This window comes from Bombilactobacillus mellis, from assembly GCF_000967245.1.
GTDB lineage: Bacteria > Bacillota > Bacilli > Lactobacillales > Lactobacillaceae > Bombilactobacillus > Bombilactobacillus mellis.
This window is the reverse complement of sequence record NZ_KQ033877.1, coordinates 427,344-446,193: the sequence shown is the minus strand read 5'-3', so window position 1 is coordinate 446,193 and position 18,850 is coordinate 427,344. Positions and strand designations below refer to the sequence as shown.

Here is an 18,850-nt window from a genome sequence, read left to right as displayed (position 1 = left end):
CTCTTAACTTCCTTTGCTGATTGAATCAGCTGCTAAAGCTAACTGTTCCAAACTATTTTCAAAGCTAACATTTGCGGACCATAATTTTTGCGCGTGTAAAAACTGCTCACCTAATTGCCGGCTTTTCATCAAAGCTGAAGTTGAACCTGTTTGTTCGGACAAATTTTGCGAAAAGTACCATTCTAATAAATTCCAAAATATTTCTTGTTGGGAACGATTTTCGATTATTGGCAAAATAGAAGCAGCCACAGCAACAAAAGCCTGTAATGGATTATCTAACAACAGATGAAACCATGATTGTACCTGCGTTTTAATTTTAGAAAATTGATTCGCTGACAAGTCGGTAATTACCTGATCTTCTAAATGTACTTTCTGAATTAAATCTATATCCGGTCGCGCATAACCTTGTTGTTGCAATCGCTGCAGTAAATCTTGATCACTGCTGGCCGGTAAATTAATGATTTGTACACGTGATAAAACCGTCGGTAATAACGAGCTACGGGAAGCAGCTAAGAGAATGATTGTTAAATCCCCTTCGGGTTCTTCCAATAACTTTAATAAACTATTTTCCGCTGCTAAAGTTAATTTCTCAGCACCCTTAATTAAGAAAACCCGGTGATTGTTTTCTAAACCAGTTTGCCCCAAGGTTAATTTAAAATCGCGAATTTCATCAATTCCCAAATTTTGCTTAGACGTTTGCAAAACGGAAACATCAGGAAAATCTCCCTTCTGAATCCGCCGACAATTATTACACTTTAAGCAGGGGTAACCGGCGTGAGCATGGGGGCAAAAAAGAGCTTGACAGAACCAATATCCTAAAGCTGTAGTCTGCAATTGATCTGCACCGGTAAATAAATACGCATGCGACACGCGTTTTTGAAGAATATCATGAGCTAAAATCTGGGTAATTTGTTTTTGTTCTTCGACAATTGCCGCCATTAGAAATGAACCATTCTTTCTAAAGGTAAAATTAAAACCGTAGCTCCGCCGACAGTTACTTCTACGGGTTGATTAGGAACTTCGCCCATCATATTAGTAGCCATAGAAGTAGTAATAAATTCTTGGCGCATATGGGAATGATCTTTAATAATTGCTAAAACGCGTTCTACCTGACTATCCTTTACACCTAAAAGTAAGGTTGAATTACCTCGTTTTAAAAAATTACCAGTAGTTGACAAACGCGTAGAAAGAAATTTTTCTTTATTCAAAGCTTTTACCAGCCGATTACAATCTTTATCTTGAATAAAAGCAATTATTAATTTCATGGCTAATCTCCTAAATTAAATCGCTGGCTAATAATAGCCAGGCAATCAGCAACAACTTGATCTGGAGTCTGTAGGGCGTCAATTTTTACGATTCGGTCTGCATCTTGTTTTATTAATTGTTGATAAGCTGCTGTTACCCGCTGGTGAAAATCTAATTGCTCTTTTTCTAAGCGATCAGCGGCTTGAGCACGCTTTTGTTGAATCCGTTTTAATCCCACTGCAGGAGGAATATCAAAATATAAAGTTAATTGTGGTAATAATTTTTGCGTGGCAAATAAATTTAGTTGACAAATTTCCTGCATTCCTAATTGTCTGCCTGCACCTTGATAAGCAACCGAACTATCAATATAACGATCACTCAGAACAATTTTATTAGCCTGTAGTGCCGGCAAAATAACATCTACTATGTGCTGTCGCCGTTGGGCTGCATACAAAAGTGCCTCTGTTCGGGCATCCATAGCACTATTATGCACATCTAAAATTATATCCCGTAACTGCTCGGCAATAGCACTACCCCCGGGTTCTCGAGTTAAAACTACTTCTTGAGTAGATAACTGCTGCAACTGCGGCACTATTTTTTTTGCTGCCGTTGACTTTCCCGAACCATCGGGGCCTTCTAAAGAGATAAAAATCCCTGTCAATACATTTCCAACTTTCCTGTTAAATTTATTAAAATTATCAAGCTTTTAAAAAAATTTTACAAGTAAAATCTCTTGTAAAATCTTGCCCAACTAATGACAAAAATAAGCCTGGATAAGTACTACGCCAATTATTGGCAGCTAATTTCACCTTAATTGGACGCCAGCAATTTTTCTAGGTTTCATTCTAATAAGACTCAGATTTGCCTTCTCTTTGCATCAAAGCGGTAATTTCTTGTTTAATATCAGCTTGTTCATATAAAACATGATAAATAGCTTCGGTAATCGGCATGTCAATATTTTGCGCTCGAGCTAATTCATAGGCTGATTGACAGGTTTTAATTCCTTCAATTACCATTCCCATATCCTTAATTACAGCGGTTAATTTTTTACCTTGGCCTAACTGATTTCCGGCCCGCCAATTACGGGAATGTATACTAGTGCAAGTTACAATTAAATCACCCACACCAGATAAACCAATAAAAGTCAACGGTTGCGCTCCTAATGCTACCCCTAAACGGGAAATTTCCGCTAATCCGCGTGTCATTAGAGCCGCTTTGGCATCATCACCGTAACCCAAGCCATGTAAGGCCCCGGCACCTAAAGCAATCACATTTTTAAAAGCAGCCCCTAATTCCACTCCAATTAAATCTGTATTAGTATAAACTCGAAAATAATTGTTCATAAATAATCGCTGCACTTGCTGAGCCGCTGCCAAACTAGTGCTGGCTGCAGTAATTAAAGTAATATCCTTGCGCGCTACTTCTTCGGCATGACTAGGGCCAGACAGAGCCACAATTTCTTGCCGATATGGTGCAGGAATTGTGGCTGTTAAAATTTCCGAAATCCGCAAATGTGTTTGCTGCTCTAAGCCTTTACTGGCATGAACAATTAAGGGACAAGCTTTTTGAGCATGAAGAATCGGTACTACTTGTTCAGCAACTGAGCGAATTGCAGGTGTTGGTACTGTAAATAAAACAACTTCGGCGTTTTTCAAAACTGCCGCTAAATTAGTTAGAGTCTGCAATTGCGGCGGATATTGATAATCACCCATATAATGCTGATTAGTATGCTGGTTATTTAATTCAGCGGCCTGTTGGGGATGACGTGTCCATAAACGCACTTGATGTCCATTTTGCACTAAAACACTAGCTAAAACACTCCCCCAAGAACCGGCACCTAAAACTGCAATGGTTGTTTTCATAGTTCTCCTTTATAATTTAATAATTTATTATTTCTATTATATAATAATACTGCCTTAATCACGATATTAATCGTCCATCTAGTAATTGCCATTTAATTTACTGCTCTATTTTTGGCTAAAAAACAGTCAGCAGTATGATCATTAATAACACCAGCAGCTTGTAAAAAAGCATACACAATTGTAGGACCAATAAATTTAAATTGTTGTTGTCGTAAGTCCTGACTAACCAGCCAAGCTAAATTGTCAAATTTGGGAATATCTGACATTGTTTGATAGCAGTGATTAATTACCTGACCATGGGTAAACGACCAAATATAATTACTAAATTGTTCCCGCGGAAATTTTTGACTCACAATCTGAGCATTATTAATTGTCGCTGTTATTTTTTGACGATTACGAATAATGGTGGCATCATTCAATAAACGCTGAACATCAGCATTAGTAAAGTGAGCAATTGCCGCAATATCAAAATGCGCAAAGGCCCGACGGAAATTGGCTCTTTTGTGAAGAACTGTTTGCCAACTTAAGCCACTCTGAAAGATTTCTAAAGTTAATAATTCAAATAATTTTTGGGAATTTCTTTCTGGTCGTCCCCACTCACAATCATGATAAGCTTGCATTAATTTATCTCCCTGTTTGGCCCACAAACAACGTCTTAATTCTTTAACCATTATTAACTTACTCATTTCTTCATTTTTATCATAATTACCTATTTTATTATGACACAGATTGTCACAAGCGCGCTTAACAAAATTATCTTCAAAATAGCTTTAACTATTAGACAAGAAGTCAGATCGACTAATTTGTTGCAAGCAAACAGTTAATTCCTCAATTCTAAATAATATTTGCTATTTATTTTTTAGTATTGTAAAATGACCGTTGGTCATTATTAAAAATCAAAATGGAGTCTTGATTAGTGAATATTCTCAGCGCCCATGAAAAAGAATTAAAAACTCAAAAAATAGCCCAAGTTGCTCAAGGACTTTTTCAAACCCAAGACTTTACAGCCATTTCAATGGCCCAAATCGCCCATCAATCTGGTATCGCCAAGGGAACTTTATTTAATTATTTTGAAACTAAAGAAAATCTCTTTATGTATCTGTTACTCACAGGTTATCAAAAGTATTTACAAGAAGTTATTCAACAATGGCAAAATTTTCCACCTATTTTAACTTGGGAACAGTTGGAAGAATTTTTAATTAAACAAAATCGGTTTCTCATTCAGGAAAAACCGGAACTGTTGCGATTAGATGCTTTACGGGCCCCTTTATTGGAAATTCGGGCTAATCGGGAACAAACCCTGACCCAGCGGCAAAAGCTCTATCAAATCAATCAAAAACTAGGTCAAATTATCGCGCAAAAGGTTGACTTAATTAATGCGCAACAGGCCGGTCACTTATTCATAACACAAAGTGCTATTATTAGCGGCTTAATGAATATGATGGGACTGGATGAATTTAACCATGCCAAATTACAAGTGAACTTTGAGGAATTCAAAATTGATTTAGAAAAAGAAGCCAATCAAGTCTGGCTATTTTATTTACAAGGCTTGCATAAGCAATTACTAGAGGTGCATCATCATGAAAACTAAATACATTCGTAACTTTGCTATCATTGCTCATATTGACCATGGCAAATCCACTTTGGCCGATCGCATCATGGAGTTAACTCAAACTGTTAGTCAAAGAGAAAGCAGCGACCAATTATTAGACAACATGGAAGTTGAACAAGCTCATGGTGTCACTGTCAAATCACGTACCGTCCGAAATTTTTATCAAGGCGATGATGGACAGGAATATGAGTATAATTTCATAGATACGCCGGGACACGTCGATTTTTCTTATGAAGTTTCTAAAAGTTTAGCTGCCAGCGATGGTGCTATTTTATTAGTGGATGCTACTCAAGGCGTTCAAGCCCAAACTGTAGCCAACTTAAGATTAGCCCTGAAGAATCATTTAACTATTATCCCGGTAATTAATAAAATTGATAATGCTGCGGCTAATGTTCAAGCAACTGAAGAACAGATCCGTCAATTACGGCCCGAGTTTGCGCAAATGCCAATCTTAAAAATTTCTGCTAAAACTGGGCAAAATGTTCATCAGGTTTTAGAAGCAATTTATCAAAGAATACCAGCCCCAGTAACAACAGCTGCTTCACCCTTAAAAGCTTTAGTCTTTGATTCCCAATATGATTCTTATAAAGGTGTTATTGCTTATATTCGAATTTTTGACGGACAACTTCAAGATTCACAAAAATTGCAACTAATGCAGCAGAAGGTCAATTTTAAGGCACAAGAGATCGGTATTTTTACTCCGAACATGAAAAAAACTGCTGCTCTTAATGCCGGTGAAGTCGGTTATGTAATTACCGGAATTAAAGACGTCGGCAGTGTGCAAGTAGGCGATACTCTTACTAGTGCTGATCAGCCTACCAGTCAAGCTCTGGCCAGTTTTCAACCTGCCCGATCAATGGTCTATGCCGGTTTTTATCCTAAAGACGGAACTAGCTACGCAGCTTTAAAAGAAGCCATCAGTAAATTGGCTTTGAATGATTCTTCTTTTCAGTACCTGGCCGAAGAATCAGAGGCATTAGGTCCCGGTTTTAGATGCGGCTTTTTAGGTATTTTTCATTTACAAATTATTCGTGAACGGCTTTTAAAGGAGTACCAAGTTGAAGTTTTAACAACCGCTCCTAATGCTACTTATCATGTGTATTTAAAAAAGCCCCTAGTTAACCAAGAATATTTAACCATTACTAATCCGGTCAAATTTCCTGATTTTTCCGAGATTGATTATGTCACTGAATCATATGTTAAAGCCACAATCACTACACCGAATAATTATTTAGGTGATATTATGAAATTGGCAACCCAGCATGATGGTGAAATGATTGAGTTGTCTAATCAACAAGAATTAGTAGTCATCACTTATAAGATGCCGGTTTCAGAAATTGCTTATGACTTTTTTAATGCTCTAAAAGCAATTACTCACGGCTATGCTACCTTAGATACTGAATTTTTGGATTTTGAACTCGTAGACGTAGTCAAAATTCAAATCCAAATTAATTATGCGCCAGTTGATGCCTTAGACATTATCGTACCACGGCCTAAAGCTGCGCAAACTGCCAAACAATTAGTTCAAAAAATGAAATATACAGTGCCGCGCCGCCTATACCCGATGCCAGTTCAAGCTATCGTCGAGAATAAATCCATTGCACGCATCGATGTTCCACCACTACGAAAAAATGCCGCGGTTAATGGAGAAAAGCGCAGCATCTCTAAAAAGCAGCAACTATTGCGTCGCCAAAATATCAATAAACGTAAAGCTGCCCAAAGTGATATTAAACTACCACAGAGTGTTTTTGATGCTATTTTAAATCTGAATAATTCTGACTAATACTAAAAATCAGGGAAGAAGAACTGAAGAATTCTTCTTCCCTGATTTATTATTAGATAAATTACTCAAATCTGCTGTCTTCCCTCTACTGCTCGTTGGAGAGTCATTTGATCAGCATATTCAATATCGGCGCCTACTGCTAGACCATGTGCTAAACGGGTTACCTTAATTTGAGCAGGTTTAATTAATTTTGCCAAATACATAGCCGTCGCTTCTCCTTCCGGTGTAGCATTAGTAGCCACAATCACTTCTTTTACTTGTGAATGTTGCTTTAAACGATGGAGTAATTGCTTAATATTTAAATCATCGGGCCCAATGCCCTTAACTGGCGATAAAACTCCGCCCAAGACTTGATACAGGCCATTATATCCTTGCATATTTTCCATAGCCATAACGTCTTTTGCCTGTTCCACTACTAAAATTTGCGAGGCATCGCGGTGAGGATTACTACAAATTTCGCAAGGATCAATGTCTGTAATATTGCCGCAAATTGAACAATAATGCAGTTGGGTTTTCACAGCTTGAAGACTGGAAGCAAATTCTTGAATATCTTGTTTATCCATATCAATAGTAAAAAAAGCGAGGCGGACCGCAGTTTTTTCACCAATACCCGGTAATTTCATATAAGAATCAATTAAATTAGTTACAGGTTTTGGATATTGCATTCTTTCATCTCCTACAATCCCGAAGTATATTGACCCAAGGTTTTTTGCGTTTGTTGAGCAATTTGCTGCATCGCATCATTAACCGCCATAATAATTAAATCTTGCAACATATCAGGATCATCAGGATCAATTGCTTCCGGCTTAATCGTGATATCCTTTAATTTATGATCACCAGTAAAGGTAGCTTTCACCATTTCGTCAGCAGCTTTGCCCACAAAAGTAGTTTCATTGAGTTTGTTTTGCGCCTGTGTCATTTCTTTTTGTAATTTTTGGGCTTGCCGCAACATATTTTGCATATTACCTGGCATTTGTGCTTTCATTATTTTTCCCCTTAATCTTTTTTTAGTTCTACCAGCTCTGTTCCAAATAATTTTTGAGCTTTGTCAACTGCCACATTGGTTGACTTGGTCTTCTTGACGTCTGCAGCAGATGAATTGGTAATTTCATGATTTTGTAAAAAAGTTTGCCGAATTTGCGGCCAGTTTTCTGCGGCAACAATGACAACATCGGCATCGTTATGCAATAACTTATCCAGATTATTTTTTAATATTTCCAATAATTCTTGATTACTCATCACACGTTCAAACCACATTGCATAATCAAAAGCTACCACTACGCCTGCACTACTAGCTGCTACTGGTTTTGAAACTTTCATGACTGCTTTTTGCGTTACATTCAACATGCTCATTAAATCTGGCCATACCTCGCGCACTTGATTAAGAGCTTTGCGAGTTGCATTAGCCAAAATTTGGTTAATCTTTTGTTGGTCAACATGAGTATGACCAGTGGCTGACTTGAAAGGTTTCGCCGGAGCAGTTTTAGGTGAAGCAGTGGCCTGAGGAGCTTTAGCAATTTTCTTTTGCAAATCGGCCATATTTTGTTTTAATTGTTCTACTTCACTTTGTAGATCCTGTAAGGTTTGAGACAAAGAAGAAGTGGATTCTTCAGAATTAGTTGACTGCATAATCTCGCATAATTTCACTGTCAATACTTCCAGATAAATATCAGTTCGACTCACATTATGCAGATCTTGCTGTGTTTGAGAAGCTGCATTAATCATTTGATATAATTGCTGCTGGCTGATTTGATCATGGACTGCTACAATTTGTGGTGAAATTAAAGATCTACTAAAATCATCCAATAATTTGTCATCAGTTTTAATTAATAATAAATCCCGACAAGTTTCAATAATTGCCTCAATAAAGCGGTGTGGCGAACGCCCGCTCGCCAATAATTGATGAAGATCTTCCAGAGCTTGAGCGGCGTTGGCAGCGATTATTGCTAAAAAATACGCTTCCAGCTGCTTTTTATCCACTGTTCCGGTTACTTGTATAGCATTATCTAGAGTTAAACGTTTATTATCCAAGGACAGTGCCTGATCTAAAATGCTTAAGGCATCACGCATTCCGCCCTCTGCCGCTTGGGCAATCAGTTTTAATCCCTGCTTATCATAAGGCACTTGTTTAGCTTTTAAAATATATTCTAAGCGCTCTAAAATGGTAGTAGCCGTAATTCTTCGAAAATCAAACCGTTGTGTCCGCGAAATAATAGTGGCGGGAATTTTCTGAGGTTCCGTAGTGGCCAAAATAAAAATCACTTGTGCTGGCGGCTCTTCTAAAGTCTTCAATAAGGCATTAAAAGCTCCTGTTGAAAGCATATGCACTTCATCAATAATATAGACCTTATAGGCAGCTCTTGTCGGAGCATATTTGACTTTGTCACGAATATCCCGGATCTGTTCTACACCATTATTAGAGGCTGCATCAATTTCAATTACATCATTTAAACTATTAGCATTGATTTCCTGACAAATTTCACACTGATTGCACGGCTCGCCTTTCTGTGGCTGCAAGCAATTGACCGCCTTGGCTAATATCTTTGAACAGGAAGTTTTCCCAGTACCTCTGGGTCCCGTGAATAAATAAGCATGACTCACCTGTTTAGTAGCCACAGCATTGCGCAGGGTTGTGGTAATTGCATCTTGGCCGATAACATCACCAAAGGTCTGCGGCCGCCAAACACGATAAAGAGCCTGATAAGCCATAAAAAACTCCTTTCAAAAAAATTACAGTTCTATTTTAATCCAAAATCTGTTTTGATGTTGTATTTATTAATTATAATAAAAAACTCCTAGCTTAAAAGCTAAGAGTATTGATAGTCATAACAAAAGGCACATGACAGAATCTTACTTAGTGCTGCTTTCTTCCGAACCTGACACGATTCATAAGCCTACCATTGCCTCCGGCCTTGCGGCAAACATGATAATATCATATTTTAGTAACTTTTGCAACCTGGACAATTTATCATTGTTTGCTATGTTTAGGATTTTCGTTGCCGAATTTTCCGGAAAAAATTAGTTAATAAAGCCCCACATTCCGCTTCCAAAACTCCTCCTTGAAAATCGGGATGATGATTATACCTTACATTAAATAATTGCGTTAAAGATTCAACTGAGCCCGCCTTCGGATCACGAGCACCAAAAACTACGTGTGCAATACGACTATTAATAATGGCTCCGGCACACATAGCACAAGGTTCCAAAGTAACAAACAAAGAATGATGCTCTAAACGCCAACTATTCAGTTTTTGACAAGCAGATTCAATTGCAATAATCTCGGCATGCGCTGTGGCCTGCTGGCGAATTTCGCGTTGATTAAATCCTTGAGCAATCACTTCATGTGTTTCATCATCTACAATCAGCGCGCCAATTGGCACTTCGTTATACTTTAACGCCTCTTGGGCAGTCAGAAGAGCTTGTTGCATATAATTTTGGAGTTCAACTTCCGTATATAGATCGTTAATCGTTAGTTTTGACACTTTTTAATACGTAATATCCTTTATTTCTTGTTATTATTTGTACATTATTAAAAGTTTGCTGCATTATTTTTTTATAAGTCGGCTCGCCCTGTTTTTTTTGCACAACCAACCATAATTGACCGTTAGGTTTTAAATGTTCCACAGCTTGAGTAATCATGTTAGTAACAACCACTTTTCCCGCCCGAATCGGAGGATTGGTATAAATACCGGCATAAATTTGATCATTTAATTGTTGATAAATATTGGATGGTTTGATTTCCACATTGCTAATGTGATTAGTTTGTGCATTAGCTTGTGCTAAAGTTAAAGCTCTTTGATTAATATCAACCATCTCAATTAGCCGTTGCGGTAATTCTTTGGCCATGGTTAAACCAATTGGACCATAGCCGCAGCCTAAATCCAGCAACTTTCCTGCCGGTAAACCATTCCAATTTAAAGCTGCGATTAAGACTCTAGTCCCGTAATCAATGATCTGTTTAGAAAAGACACCATTATCTGTCGTAAACTGTAAGTTATGAGTACGCAATTGAAAAGTAAAGGTGCGTTGCTGGTGTTCCACTTGGGGATGTGTGGTAAAATATTGTTCCATTAATGATGTGGTTCCCTTCTTGATTCTATTTCTTAATTATAATACGCTTTACTTGTTAAAGCTATTTTTCTGGAGGCTAACATGTTTAATAACACTAATAAAATCTTGGATAGTTTATGCTATCTGTCAATTCTGTTTCTGCCGGTTTTATTTCCTCTGATTGTCTGGGTTATTTGTAGTGATAATGTTGATGTGTCCCAATATGCGCGTAACGCCTTCTTCTTGCATCTTGTTCCTACGATTTTAGCCATTGGTATCTTTTTTGCTATTATTTTTATGGGAATCCATCCGGCAATCCAATTTAGATCATGGATTATTGTAGCATTTATTGGCTGTGTCATCATTATCGATGTTATTCTCTTTATTTATAATATTGTTAAAGGAATTAAGTGCTTGCTCTAAAATAAATCCACCCATTACTCAAACATTATTGGAAAATTTTTTTAAAAGTCCTTGACAAGAATGCATTTGAATGATAGATTCTTAATAATAATTAAATTAAAATTAAAAACTTTAAAGAGAACTTCACTTTGTTAAATAGTTAGAGAGTTGCTGGTTGGTGCAAAGCAATCTAGGACACAAAGCGATAATCATCTCTGAGTTGTATTATCGAATCTGCTTGCAGGACTAGATAATATTGGGTACACCCATTATTGTGGCACTGGTCAGATATTTATCAACCAGCAAGGTATCTTCATTGCAATAATGAAGGTATAAATTAAGGTGGTACCGTGTCTAAAAAGCACCCTTAGCTAAAGATATTAGTTAAGGGTGCTTTTTATTTTAAAATTGAAAGGTGGTGGTGCCAGATGAAAGTTGGTATTTTAAACAATGATGATTCCGGTCCGATTCAGATTTTCCAACCAATTATTAGATATTATTCTTTCAACAAACTAAAAAATTATTTTCCATGGAGGTTATTAACTTATGAGTGACAAAAAAATGAACGATTTAACTGAAAATGAACTAGCAGTAGCTGATAATTTATTTCATGCTTACGAAGATCACAAGGCTTTAAAGCAAAGTGACTATGCTGGTTTCTTTCATGATGAAGATTCCGCATACCGGGTACAATTTCAATTAACGCAGCAAAAACAAGAACCAGTCGGAGGCTATAAGGTTTCTTTAACTAGTGAGGAAACCCAAAAAATGTTTGCTTCTAATTCCCCTCTTTATGGAACACAAGTTGCAAGCCATTTTCTACAGTCACCAGCTCATTTTACTGCTGATCAACTAATGGACCCCTTGGCTGAAGTCGAATTAATGTTCACAGCCAAAGAAGATCTCAGCAGTCAAGATACTTTAGCAGATTTAATGCAAAAAACGAAAGTTGCGCCAGCAGTTGAAGTTCCAGATTCACGCTTTTCAGATTGGTTCCCCAGTTTAGATAAATACTTAGTAGTAGCAGATGCTGCCGTAGGCGGTTATGTGGTTTACGGACAAGAAGTAGAAACTAGTCAAGTTTTTTCGCAACCAGAAGATCTGACTAAAGTAACTTGTCAATTATTCCACGATGAAAAACATTTAAAAGACGGTACTGCTACTGAAGTTTTAGGAAATCCTTTGAATTCTTTACAATGGCTGGTTAAAAAGTTGGAAGATCAAGGCTTAAAACTACAAGCACGTCAGCGAGTTTCCAGCGGCACTTTCCTTCTGCCGGAAAACTTAACTACAGGGACTTGGCGAGCTGATTTTAATTGTGGTCTTGGTTCTGTAACTTTAGAAGTCGAGTGATTTTTCTAATCGATTAACAATCTTGCTTATAATTTTATTGCTGCAACAGTTCTTCTTTAGCATGTATTAATTGGGTAAGTAGTGCACAATAAGGAGTAGCAATTTTATACTGTTGACCTTTGCTCCAGACAGCTCCATTGATAAAATCGATTTCAGTTTGGCGGTGATTTTGAACTAGATCTTGGTACATTGACGGGTAATGTTCCGCACTATCTGAGGTGAAAGCAACTGCCACATGTTGATATACTTCATCTGGATTCAAATTAATTCCCTCATGGGCAGCTACTGCAGCAAACTCGGCAATTATCTCTTTTAATAAAGTGGGGGCAAAACTAGTCTGGCCGAGCTCTTTAATATTACATTCTAATAATGAGCATAAGGTATTTAAAGTCCCATTGACACAAGCCTTACGCCAAATCGAATATTTAACATTATCACTATATTGCGGATTAAGACCCGCCGCTGCAAATACTTTTTCGACTTGCAGAGTGAATTCTTTGCCTTTCGGAGAAAAGTTTTGCAACTCTACATTTCCCGTACCAATTAAAACTGCTTGTCCGGGACCGGATAGAGCTGCTGTCCAGAGTGTAATTCCTAAAATTAAATGATCAACAGAAACATATTTTTGTAAAACTGCTTCATGTCCTAAACCATTTAATAAACAAAGCACATAAGTATTAGGACCAATAAGAGTTTTAACTTTATCAAAAGTAGCTTCTAATTGGTTAGACTTAGTAAAAGCAATAAGCAAATCAGCCTGATAATTTTGCAACTGCTGTACTTGATCTAATTGATAAATAGGTATTTTAGCAACTACTGATTTGCCATTAAATTGCGCTCTTAAACCAAATTTTTTGATTGCTGCTACATTTTCCGGCCAGCCGTCAATCAAAGTAACCTCATTGCCACTATGATGCAGCATTAATGCAAAACGGCTGCCCATAGCTCCTGCACCTACGATCACGATTTTCATCTATTTCACCTACTATCTTTAAAATTAGTTTTAATTTGATATCTCTAATTATACAATAGCGAACTAATAAAAAACCACCAGCACTTTTTAGTACTGGTGGTTTTATTTTAATTTCAATTATTTCAAAGTAATTGTAGCGCCAACTTCTTCAAGTTTAGCCTTCATGTCATCAGCATCTGCTTGAGAAACGCCTTCTTTAACAATAGAAGGAGCTTTATCAACCAAAGCCTTAGAATCTTTCAAACCTAAACCGGTAATATCCTTGACAGCCTTAATAACCTTAACTTTTTCTTGACCAATTTCTGTTAATTCAACATCAAAGGAATCTTTGGTTTCAGCACCAGCATCGCCAGCACCACCAGCAACTGCAACAGGAGCAGCAGCAGAAACATCAAATTCTTCTTCGATAGCCTTAACTAAATCATTTAAATCAGAAATGCTTGCTTCTTTTAATGAATCAATAATTGCATCTTTATCAAAAGCCATTTTTTATTCCTCCAATTATTCTTTTCTAATTAAGCAGCGGAGTCATCCGCTTCTTGTTTTTCAGCAATTGCCTTAACAGCATAAGCAAATTTACGTACAGGTGATTGTAACATAGATGCCAATGTTGCCAAGAGCTCATCATGACTTGGCATATGAGCATATTCGTTGATCTTATCTAAGGTTTGCACTTTACCTTCGATCATACCGCCTTTAATTTCCAAAACATCTGCAGTTTCAGCAAATTTAGCAATGATCTTAGCAGCAACAATTGGATCCTCATACGAAAAAGCCACTGCTGTCGGTCCTGCAAAAGTATTATCTAACTCGTCATAACCTGCTTTTTTAGCAGCCCGCTGTAAAATAGAATTTTTTACAACTTTCATTTCAACATCAGCATCATGTAATTGCCGCCGCAAATCAGTAACTTGAGCGACACTTAAACCCAAATAATCAACAATAATTACTGACTCAGCACGTGACATTTTGTCAGCAATATCATCAACTTGAGCTTGCTTAGCGTTTAAAACAGCTTCCTTCATCTAACTTCACCTCCATAATTTTCTACCTAAAATTTAAAAGACATCATGTCCGATGACATGATGCCCTATTTGTTCAGCATCTAGCCTCGGCAGGATATTAAGGCTTGCGCCACCTGAGTCTTAGGTAGTTTTCTATGGTAATTTAACATTTATCAACTAATTAGTCAACTGCCACTTTAATACCAGGACCAAAAGTTGAAGTTAAGTTAACAGATTTAATATATTGGCCCTTGGCTGTAGCGGGACGAGCCTTCAAAACTACATTATTAAAGGCTGTAAAGTTCTCCACCAATTTCTCAGTGTCAAATGACATTTTGCCTAAAGGAGCATGAATTAAGCCTTGAGAATCAGCGCGGTAAGTAACTTGTCCGGCTTTGATATCCTTAACAGCTTTTTCAACATCCATTGTCACCGTACCGGTCTTTGGGTTTGGCATTAAACCTTTAGGTCCTAAAATCCGGCCTAAACGACCCACTTTAGCCATCATTTTTGGTGTAGCGACAACTACATCAAAATCTAACCAACCATCAGTTACTCTATCTACCAGATCATCAGCACCGACAAAGTCAGCTCCGGCATTTTCGGCCTGTTTAGCTTGTTCACCGTCAGCAAATACCAATACCCGCTGAGTTTTACCAGTACCATTAGGCAAAACCATGGCACCTCTAATTTGTTGATCAGCTTGTTTAGTATCAATATTTAAATTATATGCGACTTCAATAGTAGCATCGAAGTTAGCGTAGTTAATCTTTTTTAATAAATCAATTGCTGCTTGTGGTTCGTATAATTTACCTGTTTCTACTTGCTTAGCAGCTTCTAAATATTTCTTTCCATGTTTAGCCACAGTTAAGTTCCTCCTTGCGATTGTGGTCATAATGGGGGTTGGAACCCCCTCCCACTCATTTAAAGCGTAAGTTGAAAGAGACTATTATTCAATAGTTAAACCAATGCTTCGTGCAGTACCAGCAATCATTTTTACTGCTGCTTCTACATCATTAGCATTAAGATCTTTCAACTTGGTTTCGGCAATTTCACGTACTTGATCTTGGGTAACCTTGCCAACTTTTTCATCGCGTGGATTACCAGAACCCTTTTTAATACCAGCTGCTTGCATTAATAACATAGCTGCCGGCGGAGTCTTAGTTACAAAATCAAAAGAACGATCCTCATAAACAGTAATCACAACTGGAATAATAGTGCCCTTCTGATCAGCAGTACGAGCATTAAAATCCTTCGTGAACTCTACAATATTAATACCAGCTTGTCCTAAGGCAGGGCCAACTGGAGGAGCTGGAGTGGCTGCTCCAGCAGGAATTTGCAATTTAACAACATTAGCAACTTTTTTAGCCACGGTACATACCTCCTTAAGTCCGTGATGTGGTCAAGATGGGAATCTTTATTTTCCCTCCCACAGAAATGCCATAAGGCATACTGTGATAGTATATCATTATTCAATCGTTTAAACAACTATTATTACAACTAAATTCTTTGTACCAAATTATAATCTAATTCAGTCTCAGTTAAGCGGCCAAACATGTCTACTTCAACTTTAACTTTGCCATGTTCATCATCTGTAGCGGTAACCTTGCCTTCTAATCCCGCAAAGGCTCCATCTACAATTTTTACTGTTTCACCAATATTTAAGTCCATATTATAGTTGGCTGTTGTACTATCCATACTATGCAAAATATGATCTACTTCTTCAGACAATAAAGGAGCTGGTTTACTTCCGGCACCATGACTGCCGACAAAGCCAGTAACTCCCGGGGTATTTCGCACAACAAACCAGGATTCATCGGTCATAATCATTTCTACAAGTACATAACCGGGAAAGGTTTTTTTCATTTCCGTTTTGGTTCGACCATTTTTCGTCTCTGTTTCTTCTTCTTGGGGAACCACGGCATCAAAAATATAGTCTTCCATACCCATAGAATGAGCCCGTGATTTAAGATTTTCTTTAACTCGGTTTTCATAACCTGAATAAGTGTGCAAAACATACCATAACTTTTGTTCTTGTTCCGCCATAATATTCTCCTTTATAACTATACCAAATAAAAAAACCTCGTTTTCACGAAGTTTTTGTTGCTAATCATAATATAACAATACCAAATTTTCAGCAGAACTACAAATTATTTATGGGTAACAAATAAAGTAATCAGTTTACTAAAGATCCAGTCACAAGCACCCAGAAAGAGCGCATATCCAATTGAAGTCAAAACGACAGTTAAAGTGTCATGACGATTTTCTTTAGCCGTTGGCCATTCCACTAACTTCATTTCTTTGACAACACTCTTTAAAAATTTCATTTTTTGCCTCACTATCTAGTTTCATAGTGCCATGTATGTTGCTGACATCTAGGACAATATTTTTTTAAAATTAAACGTTCCTTATGATCTACTGCTACATGTGTACGATAATTATGTGCCCCACATTGGCCACATTCCAAAATAATTTTTTTCGATTTCATATCTTTAACCAATTATTAGTAATAATATGCAACTATAGTCCCACTGTCAAGTCTAATGATCAACTATTTGTTAATTGGCGTAGTTTGCTGCGGGCCCGCTGTGTTGCTCGCAGTAAGGCTTGAGCTGAATATTCTTCAGACTTAGCGGGTTTAATACCCAGCCAAATTTTTAAAGCACATAGTTCTAAAGCAGAGAGACTATGAAGATAATATTGATAATCAAATAAAATCACATTACTATCATTGGCAGAAACATTTTGCCGCAAACAACAACTGAATTCCGGATCGCTCTCTCTTAGCTGTTCCAAAGAAGTAGCATTGAGATTAGTCTGCCGTTTCACAGCCAATTGTTCACGTAATAGATTAGCTGCTCGATGCTGTAAACGCAACTTAAAGAAACTGCCAAATTTTGAACCTTGGTGACCATCAAAAATTAAACAAGTTTGATAGCAAACTAACCATGCTTCTTGATACCAATCCTCGGGTTCAAATAAAGGGATATTGTATAAACGACCATACTTTTCCACTAACGGTCGATATTTAACAAATAAATGTTTTAAGGCCGCCGACGAATTATTTTCCTTCACTTCGGCTATCCAAATTAAATCTTGATCTATCAGCTGCTTGGAATTCACAATATCACTCCTGACAAATCAGTAAACGATATCATAAAAATACCATAAAAAATTGTTCTCATAAAGAGAACATTTGTTTAATTAATGAGTGCGTAAAATAGGCAGCTGTTGCTTGTGGACCCAAATAGAATAATCTAGCCTTTGAGGCTTTTTGAGCAGATCTAACTGATATTGTAACCGTAAATTATTGAAACCCTCATGTTGCGGCTGCCAAATAGAGTGCCAACTATTTTGAGGATAGGTGGGAAGTTTTTTATATTTATTTACCCAGTTTTGTGCTAAATAATCTAACAAAGCACGTGCTTGTAAAAATCTATCTTCATTGGAAGGAGCTTTCAGCACAACTAAAATTACTCTGCGTTTTTGAATTACAGTAGTAATAACGGTACTATAACCAGCTTTATCGCCAGTACCGGTTTTTAAACCATCAACTTGATATTTGGTAGGACTATATTTGGCATCTGGCAACATTTCATTAGTATTGTCTAAATTACGCCCATCAATATTAATTTGTTTTAACTGTGTAACTTTAAGAACTTGAGGAAATTGTTCAATTAACACTTGGGTTAAACGTGCTAAATCTTGCGCGCAGAACTGATTTTCTGACACTTGTGTATGAAAATTATTTTCCACACTTGGATCAATATCAGCCGGCAATCCATTAGCATTAACTAATTGCACACTTTTCAGATGTAGCGCCTGGGCATTTTGCAGCATTATTTGGACAAAACGCTCCTGGCTGCCATACAAGTACTGCCCTAGAACCATCACGGCATCATTAGCACTGGCCACTAGCGTTGCTTGTAATAATTGTTCAATCGTATAACTATGGCCCACAGTTAATTTGGCTGTAGATAAATCAGAATGATTTTCCAGACCGGAAATAATTGTGGGCGCAACTACAGCTGTTTGTAACGAAATTTTTCGTGTATTTAACGTTTGATAAATAGTATAAACGGCTAAAAGCTTGGACAGAGAAGCGACTGGCAACACTTGGCGAGCTTGTTTTTGCCAAATAACCTGACCGCTTTTTTGATCAATTAAAATTCCCGCGGTAATTTGCTGCCCTACTTGTGTAGCATCCATCTGAGCTAAAGAGGTAGGTACTGTTGGCCCTAAAAATTTTTGCTGCTGGGCTTTTTGACTAACTTTAACTAACTGTCGGGCAACATGATGGATATTCCCAAGCGTCGGCTGTTCTTGACTTACTTGCTGAGCTTTTTTCTTACTGGCCGCAAAGCGTCCCTGATTAAAATCCTGTTGCGCAGTTTGTAACATTGAAATCTGCCGCGCATACTGCTGAGCCTTAGTCTGTTGAGAATTTTGCAGATAGGGGCGCGCTCGTAATAATTGTCCTTGTCGTACCCAGTGCTCACCAGTTTTTAAACTGTCATTTGAATTCGCTAAAGATTGACAACCTGACAAGTTTACTAGTGATAACAG

General features: G+C 37.4%; 24 protein-coding genes, 1 other RNA gene and 2 other annotated features. Of the genes, 4 read left to right on the top strand and 21 right to left on the bottom strand.

Annotation, left to right across the window (positions count from 1 at the left end):
• Nucleotides 1-3: 3 nt before the first annotated feature.
• The 5 genes from JG29_RS02100 to JG29_RS02080 all read right to left on the bottom strand — a co-directional run bounded on the left by JG29_RS02100 (nt 4) and on the right by JG29_RS02080 (nt 3,793).
• Nucleotides 4-939 (bottom strand): hypothetical protein, encoded by a 936-nt coding sequence (locus JG29_RS02100; protein WP_045922300.1) that lies wholly within the window; start codon nt 937-939, stop codon nt 4-6.
• Entirely contained in the window at nt 939-1,265 is a 327-nt protein-coding gene (locus JG29_RS02095; protein ID WP_045922299.1) for a cyclic-di-AMP receptor, read from the bottom strand. Before JG29_RS02095 ends, JG29_RS02100 begins: the two co-directional genes overlap by 1 nt.
• A gap of 2 nt (nt 1,266-1,267) precedes the next feature.
• On the bottom strand, nt 1,268-1,906 hold the full coding sequence (tmk, locus tag JG29_RS02090; protein WP_045922298.1) for a dTMP kinase: 639 nt from the start codon (nt 1,904-1,906) through the stop codon (nt 1,268-1,270).
• A 184-nt stretch (nt 1,907-2,090) separates the two neighbouring features.
• Entirely contained in the window at nt 2,091-3,107 is a 1,017-nt protein-coding gene (locus JG29_RS02085; protein ID WP_045922297.1) for an NAD(P)H-dependent glycerol-3-phosphate dehydrogenase, read from the bottom strand.
• Between the two features lie 92 nt (nt 3,108-3,199).
• Nucleotides 3,200-3,793: a DNA-3-methyladenine glycosylase I gene (locus tag JG29_RS02080; protein WP_345787359.1), complete on the bottom strand. Its 594-nt coding sequence runs from the start codon at nt 3,791-3,793 to the stop codon at nt 3,200-3,202.
• A 230-nt stretch (nt 3,794-4,023) separates the two neighbouring features.
• On the opposite strand from JG29_RS02080, the gene JG29_RS02075 reads away from it, so the two are divergent.
• Together JG29_RS02075 and lepA are read left to right on the top strand one after the other, a co-directional pair.
• Nucleotides 4,024-4,698, top strand: a complete 675-nt coding sequence (locus JG29_RS02075) for a TetR/AcrR family transcriptional regulator (RefSeq protein ID WP_045922295.1) — start codon at nt 4,024-4,026, stop codon at nt 4,696-4,698.
• Nucleotides 4,688-6,502, top strand: coding sequence for a translation elongation factor 4 (gene lepA / locus JG29_RS02070; RefSeq protein WP_045922294.1), 1,815 nt, complete (start codon nt 4,688-4,690; stop codon nt 6,500-6,502). The genes JG29_RS02075 and lepA overlap by 11 nt, the downstream gene beginning before the upstream one ends.
• A 65-nt stretch (nt 6,503-6,567) precedes the next feature.
• Here the strand turns inward: lepA and recR are convergent, their stop codons facing one another.
• From recR to JG29_RS02045, 6 genes are all read right to left on the bottom strand, one after another.
• Nucleotides 6,568-7,167, bottom strand: a complete 600-nt coding sequence (gene recR / locus JG29_RS02065) for a recombination mediator RecR (RefSeq protein ID WP_045922293.1) — start codon at nt 7,165-7,167, stop codon at nt 6,568-6,570.
• An 11-nt stretch (nt 7,168-7,178) separates the two neighbouring features.
• The gene (locus JG29_RS02060; protein ID WP_045922292.1) at nt 7,179-7,487 is read right to left on the bottom strand and encodes a YbaB/EbfC family nucleoid-associated protein; all 309 of its coding nucleotides are present in this window, start codon (nt 7,485-7,487) and stop codon (nt 7,179-7,181) included.
• A gap of 11 nt (nt 7,488-7,498) precedes the next feature.
• On the bottom strand, nt 7,499-9,211 hold the full coding sequence (gene dnaX / locus JG29_RS02055) for a DNA polymerase III subunit gamma/tau (RefSeq protein ID WP_045922291.1): 1,713 nt from the start codon (nt 9,209-9,211) through the stop codon (nt 7,499-7,501).
• A gap of 110 nt (nt 9,212-9,321) precedes the next feature.
• Nucleotides 9,322-9,419, bottom strand: an RNA gene (ffs, locus tag JG29_RS08645) — signal recognition particle sRNA small type.
• A gap of 67 nt (nt 9,420-9,486) precedes the next feature.
• Entirely contained in the window at nt 9,487-9,930 is a 444-nt protein-coding gene (locus JG29_RS02050) for a nucleoside deaminase (RefSeq protein ID WP_045922290.1), read from the bottom strand.
• Between the two features lie 34 nt (nt 9,931-9,964).
• A complete protein-coding gene (locus tag JG29_RS02045) occupies nt 9,965-10,573 on the bottom strand; it encodes a class I SAM-dependent methyltransferase (RefSeq protein WP_045922289.1) in 609 nt (202 codons plus the stop codon).
• Nucleotides 10,574-10,654: 81 nt separating this feature from the next.
• Between JG29_RS02045 and JG29_RS02040 the strand changes: the two genes are divergently transcribed.
• Nucleotides 10,655-10,975: a magnetosome magnetite crystal formation protein family gene (locus JG29_RS02040; protein WP_045922288.1), complete on the top strand. Its 321-nt coding sequence runs from the start codon at nt 10,655-10,657 to the stop codon at nt 10,973-10,975.
• 102 nt (nt 10,976-11,077) lie between these two features.
• Nucleotides 11,078-11,326 (top strand) — a binding site (T-box leader).
• Between the two features lie 174 nt (nt 11,327-11,500).
• A complete protein-coding gene (locus JG29_RS02035) occupies nt 11,501-12,307 on the top strand; it encodes a 2-keto-4-pentenoate hydratase (RefSeq protein WP_045922287.1) in 807 nt (268 codons plus the stop codon).
• Between the two features lie 34 nt (nt 12,308-12,341).
• On the opposite strand, the gene JG29_RS02030 is transcribed toward JG29_RS02035, so the two are convergent.
• The 10 genes from JG29_RS02030 to JG29_RS01990 all read right to left on the bottom strand — a co-directional run bounded on the left by JG29_RS02030 (nt 12,342) and on the right by JG29_RS01990 (nt 18,832).
• The gene (locus JG29_RS02030; RefSeq protein ID WP_045922286.1) at nt 12,342-13,280 is read right to left on the bottom strand and encodes a 2-dehydropantoate 2-reductase; all 939 of its coding nucleotides are present in this window, start codon (nt 13,278-13,280) and stop codon (nt 12,342-12,344) included.
• A 117-nt stretch (nt 13,281-13,397) separates the two neighbouring features.
• Nucleotides 13,398-13,766, bottom strand: coding sequence for a 50S ribosomal protein L7/L12 (gene rplL / locus JG29_RS02025; RefSeq protein ID WP_045922285.1), 369 nt, complete (start codon nt 13,764-13,766; stop codon nt 13,398-13,400).
• Between the two features lie 29 nt (nt 13,767-13,795).
• On the bottom strand, nt 13,796-14,305 hold the full coding sequence (gene rplJ, locus JG29_RS02020; RefSeq protein ID WP_045922284.1) for a 50S ribosomal protein L10: 510 nt from the start codon (nt 14,303-14,305) through the stop codon (nt 13,796-13,798).
• Nucleotides 14,306-14,330: 25 nt separating this feature from the next.
• Nucleotides 14,331-14,448 (bottom strand) — a sequence feature (ribosomal protein L10 leader region).
• A 17-nt stretch (nt 14,449-14,465) separates the two neighbouring features.
• Nucleotides 14,466-15,149, bottom strand: a complete 684-nt coding sequence (rplA, locus tag JG29_RS02015) for a 50S ribosomal protein L1 (protein ID WP_045922283.1) — start codon at nt 15,147-15,149, stop codon at nt 14,466-14,468.
• A gap of 84 nt (nt 15,150-15,233) precedes the next feature.
• Nucleotides 15,234-15,656, bottom strand: coding sequence for a 50S ribosomal protein L11 (gene rplK / locus JG29_RS02010; RefSeq protein WP_045922282.1), 423 nt, complete (start codon nt 15,654-15,656; stop codon nt 15,234-15,236).
• 128 nt (nt 15,657-15,784) lie between these two features.
• A complete protein-coding gene (nusG, locus tag JG29_RS02005; protein ID WP_045922281.1) occupies nt 15,785-16,330 on the bottom strand; it encodes a transcription termination/antitermination protein NusG in 546 nt (181 codons plus the stop codon).
• A 104-nt stretch (nt 16,331-16,434) separates the two neighbouring features.
• Nucleotides 16,435-16,611: a preprotein translocase subunit SecE gene (secE, locus tag JG29_RS02000; RefSeq protein WP_045922280.1), complete on the bottom strand. Its 177-nt coding sequence runs from the start codon at nt 16,609-16,611 to the stop codon at nt 16,435-16,437.
• A gap of 11 nt (nt 16,612-16,622) precedes the next feature.
• Complete coding sequence (rpmG, locus tag JG29_RS08640; RefSeq protein WP_232297072.1) at nt 16,623-16,784, bottom strand: 50S ribosomal protein L33; 162 nt, start codon at nt 16,782-16,784, stop codon at nt 16,623-16,625.
• Nucleotides 16,785-16,831: 47 nt separating this feature from the next.
• Entirely contained in the window at nt 16,832-17,407 is a 576-nt protein-coding gene (locus JG29_RS01995; protein ID WP_045922279.1) for a sigma-70 RNA polymerase sigma factor region 4 domain-containing protein, read from the bottom strand.
• 81 nt (nt 17,408-17,488) lie between these two features.
• Nucleotides 17,489-18,832 (bottom strand): D-alanyl-D-alanine carboxypeptidase family protein, encoded by a 1,344-nt coding sequence (locus JG29_RS01990; protein ID WP_045922278.1) that lies wholly within the window; start codon nt 18,830-18,832, stop codon nt 17,489-17,491.
• Nucleotides 18,833-18,850: the final 18 nt, after the last annotated feature.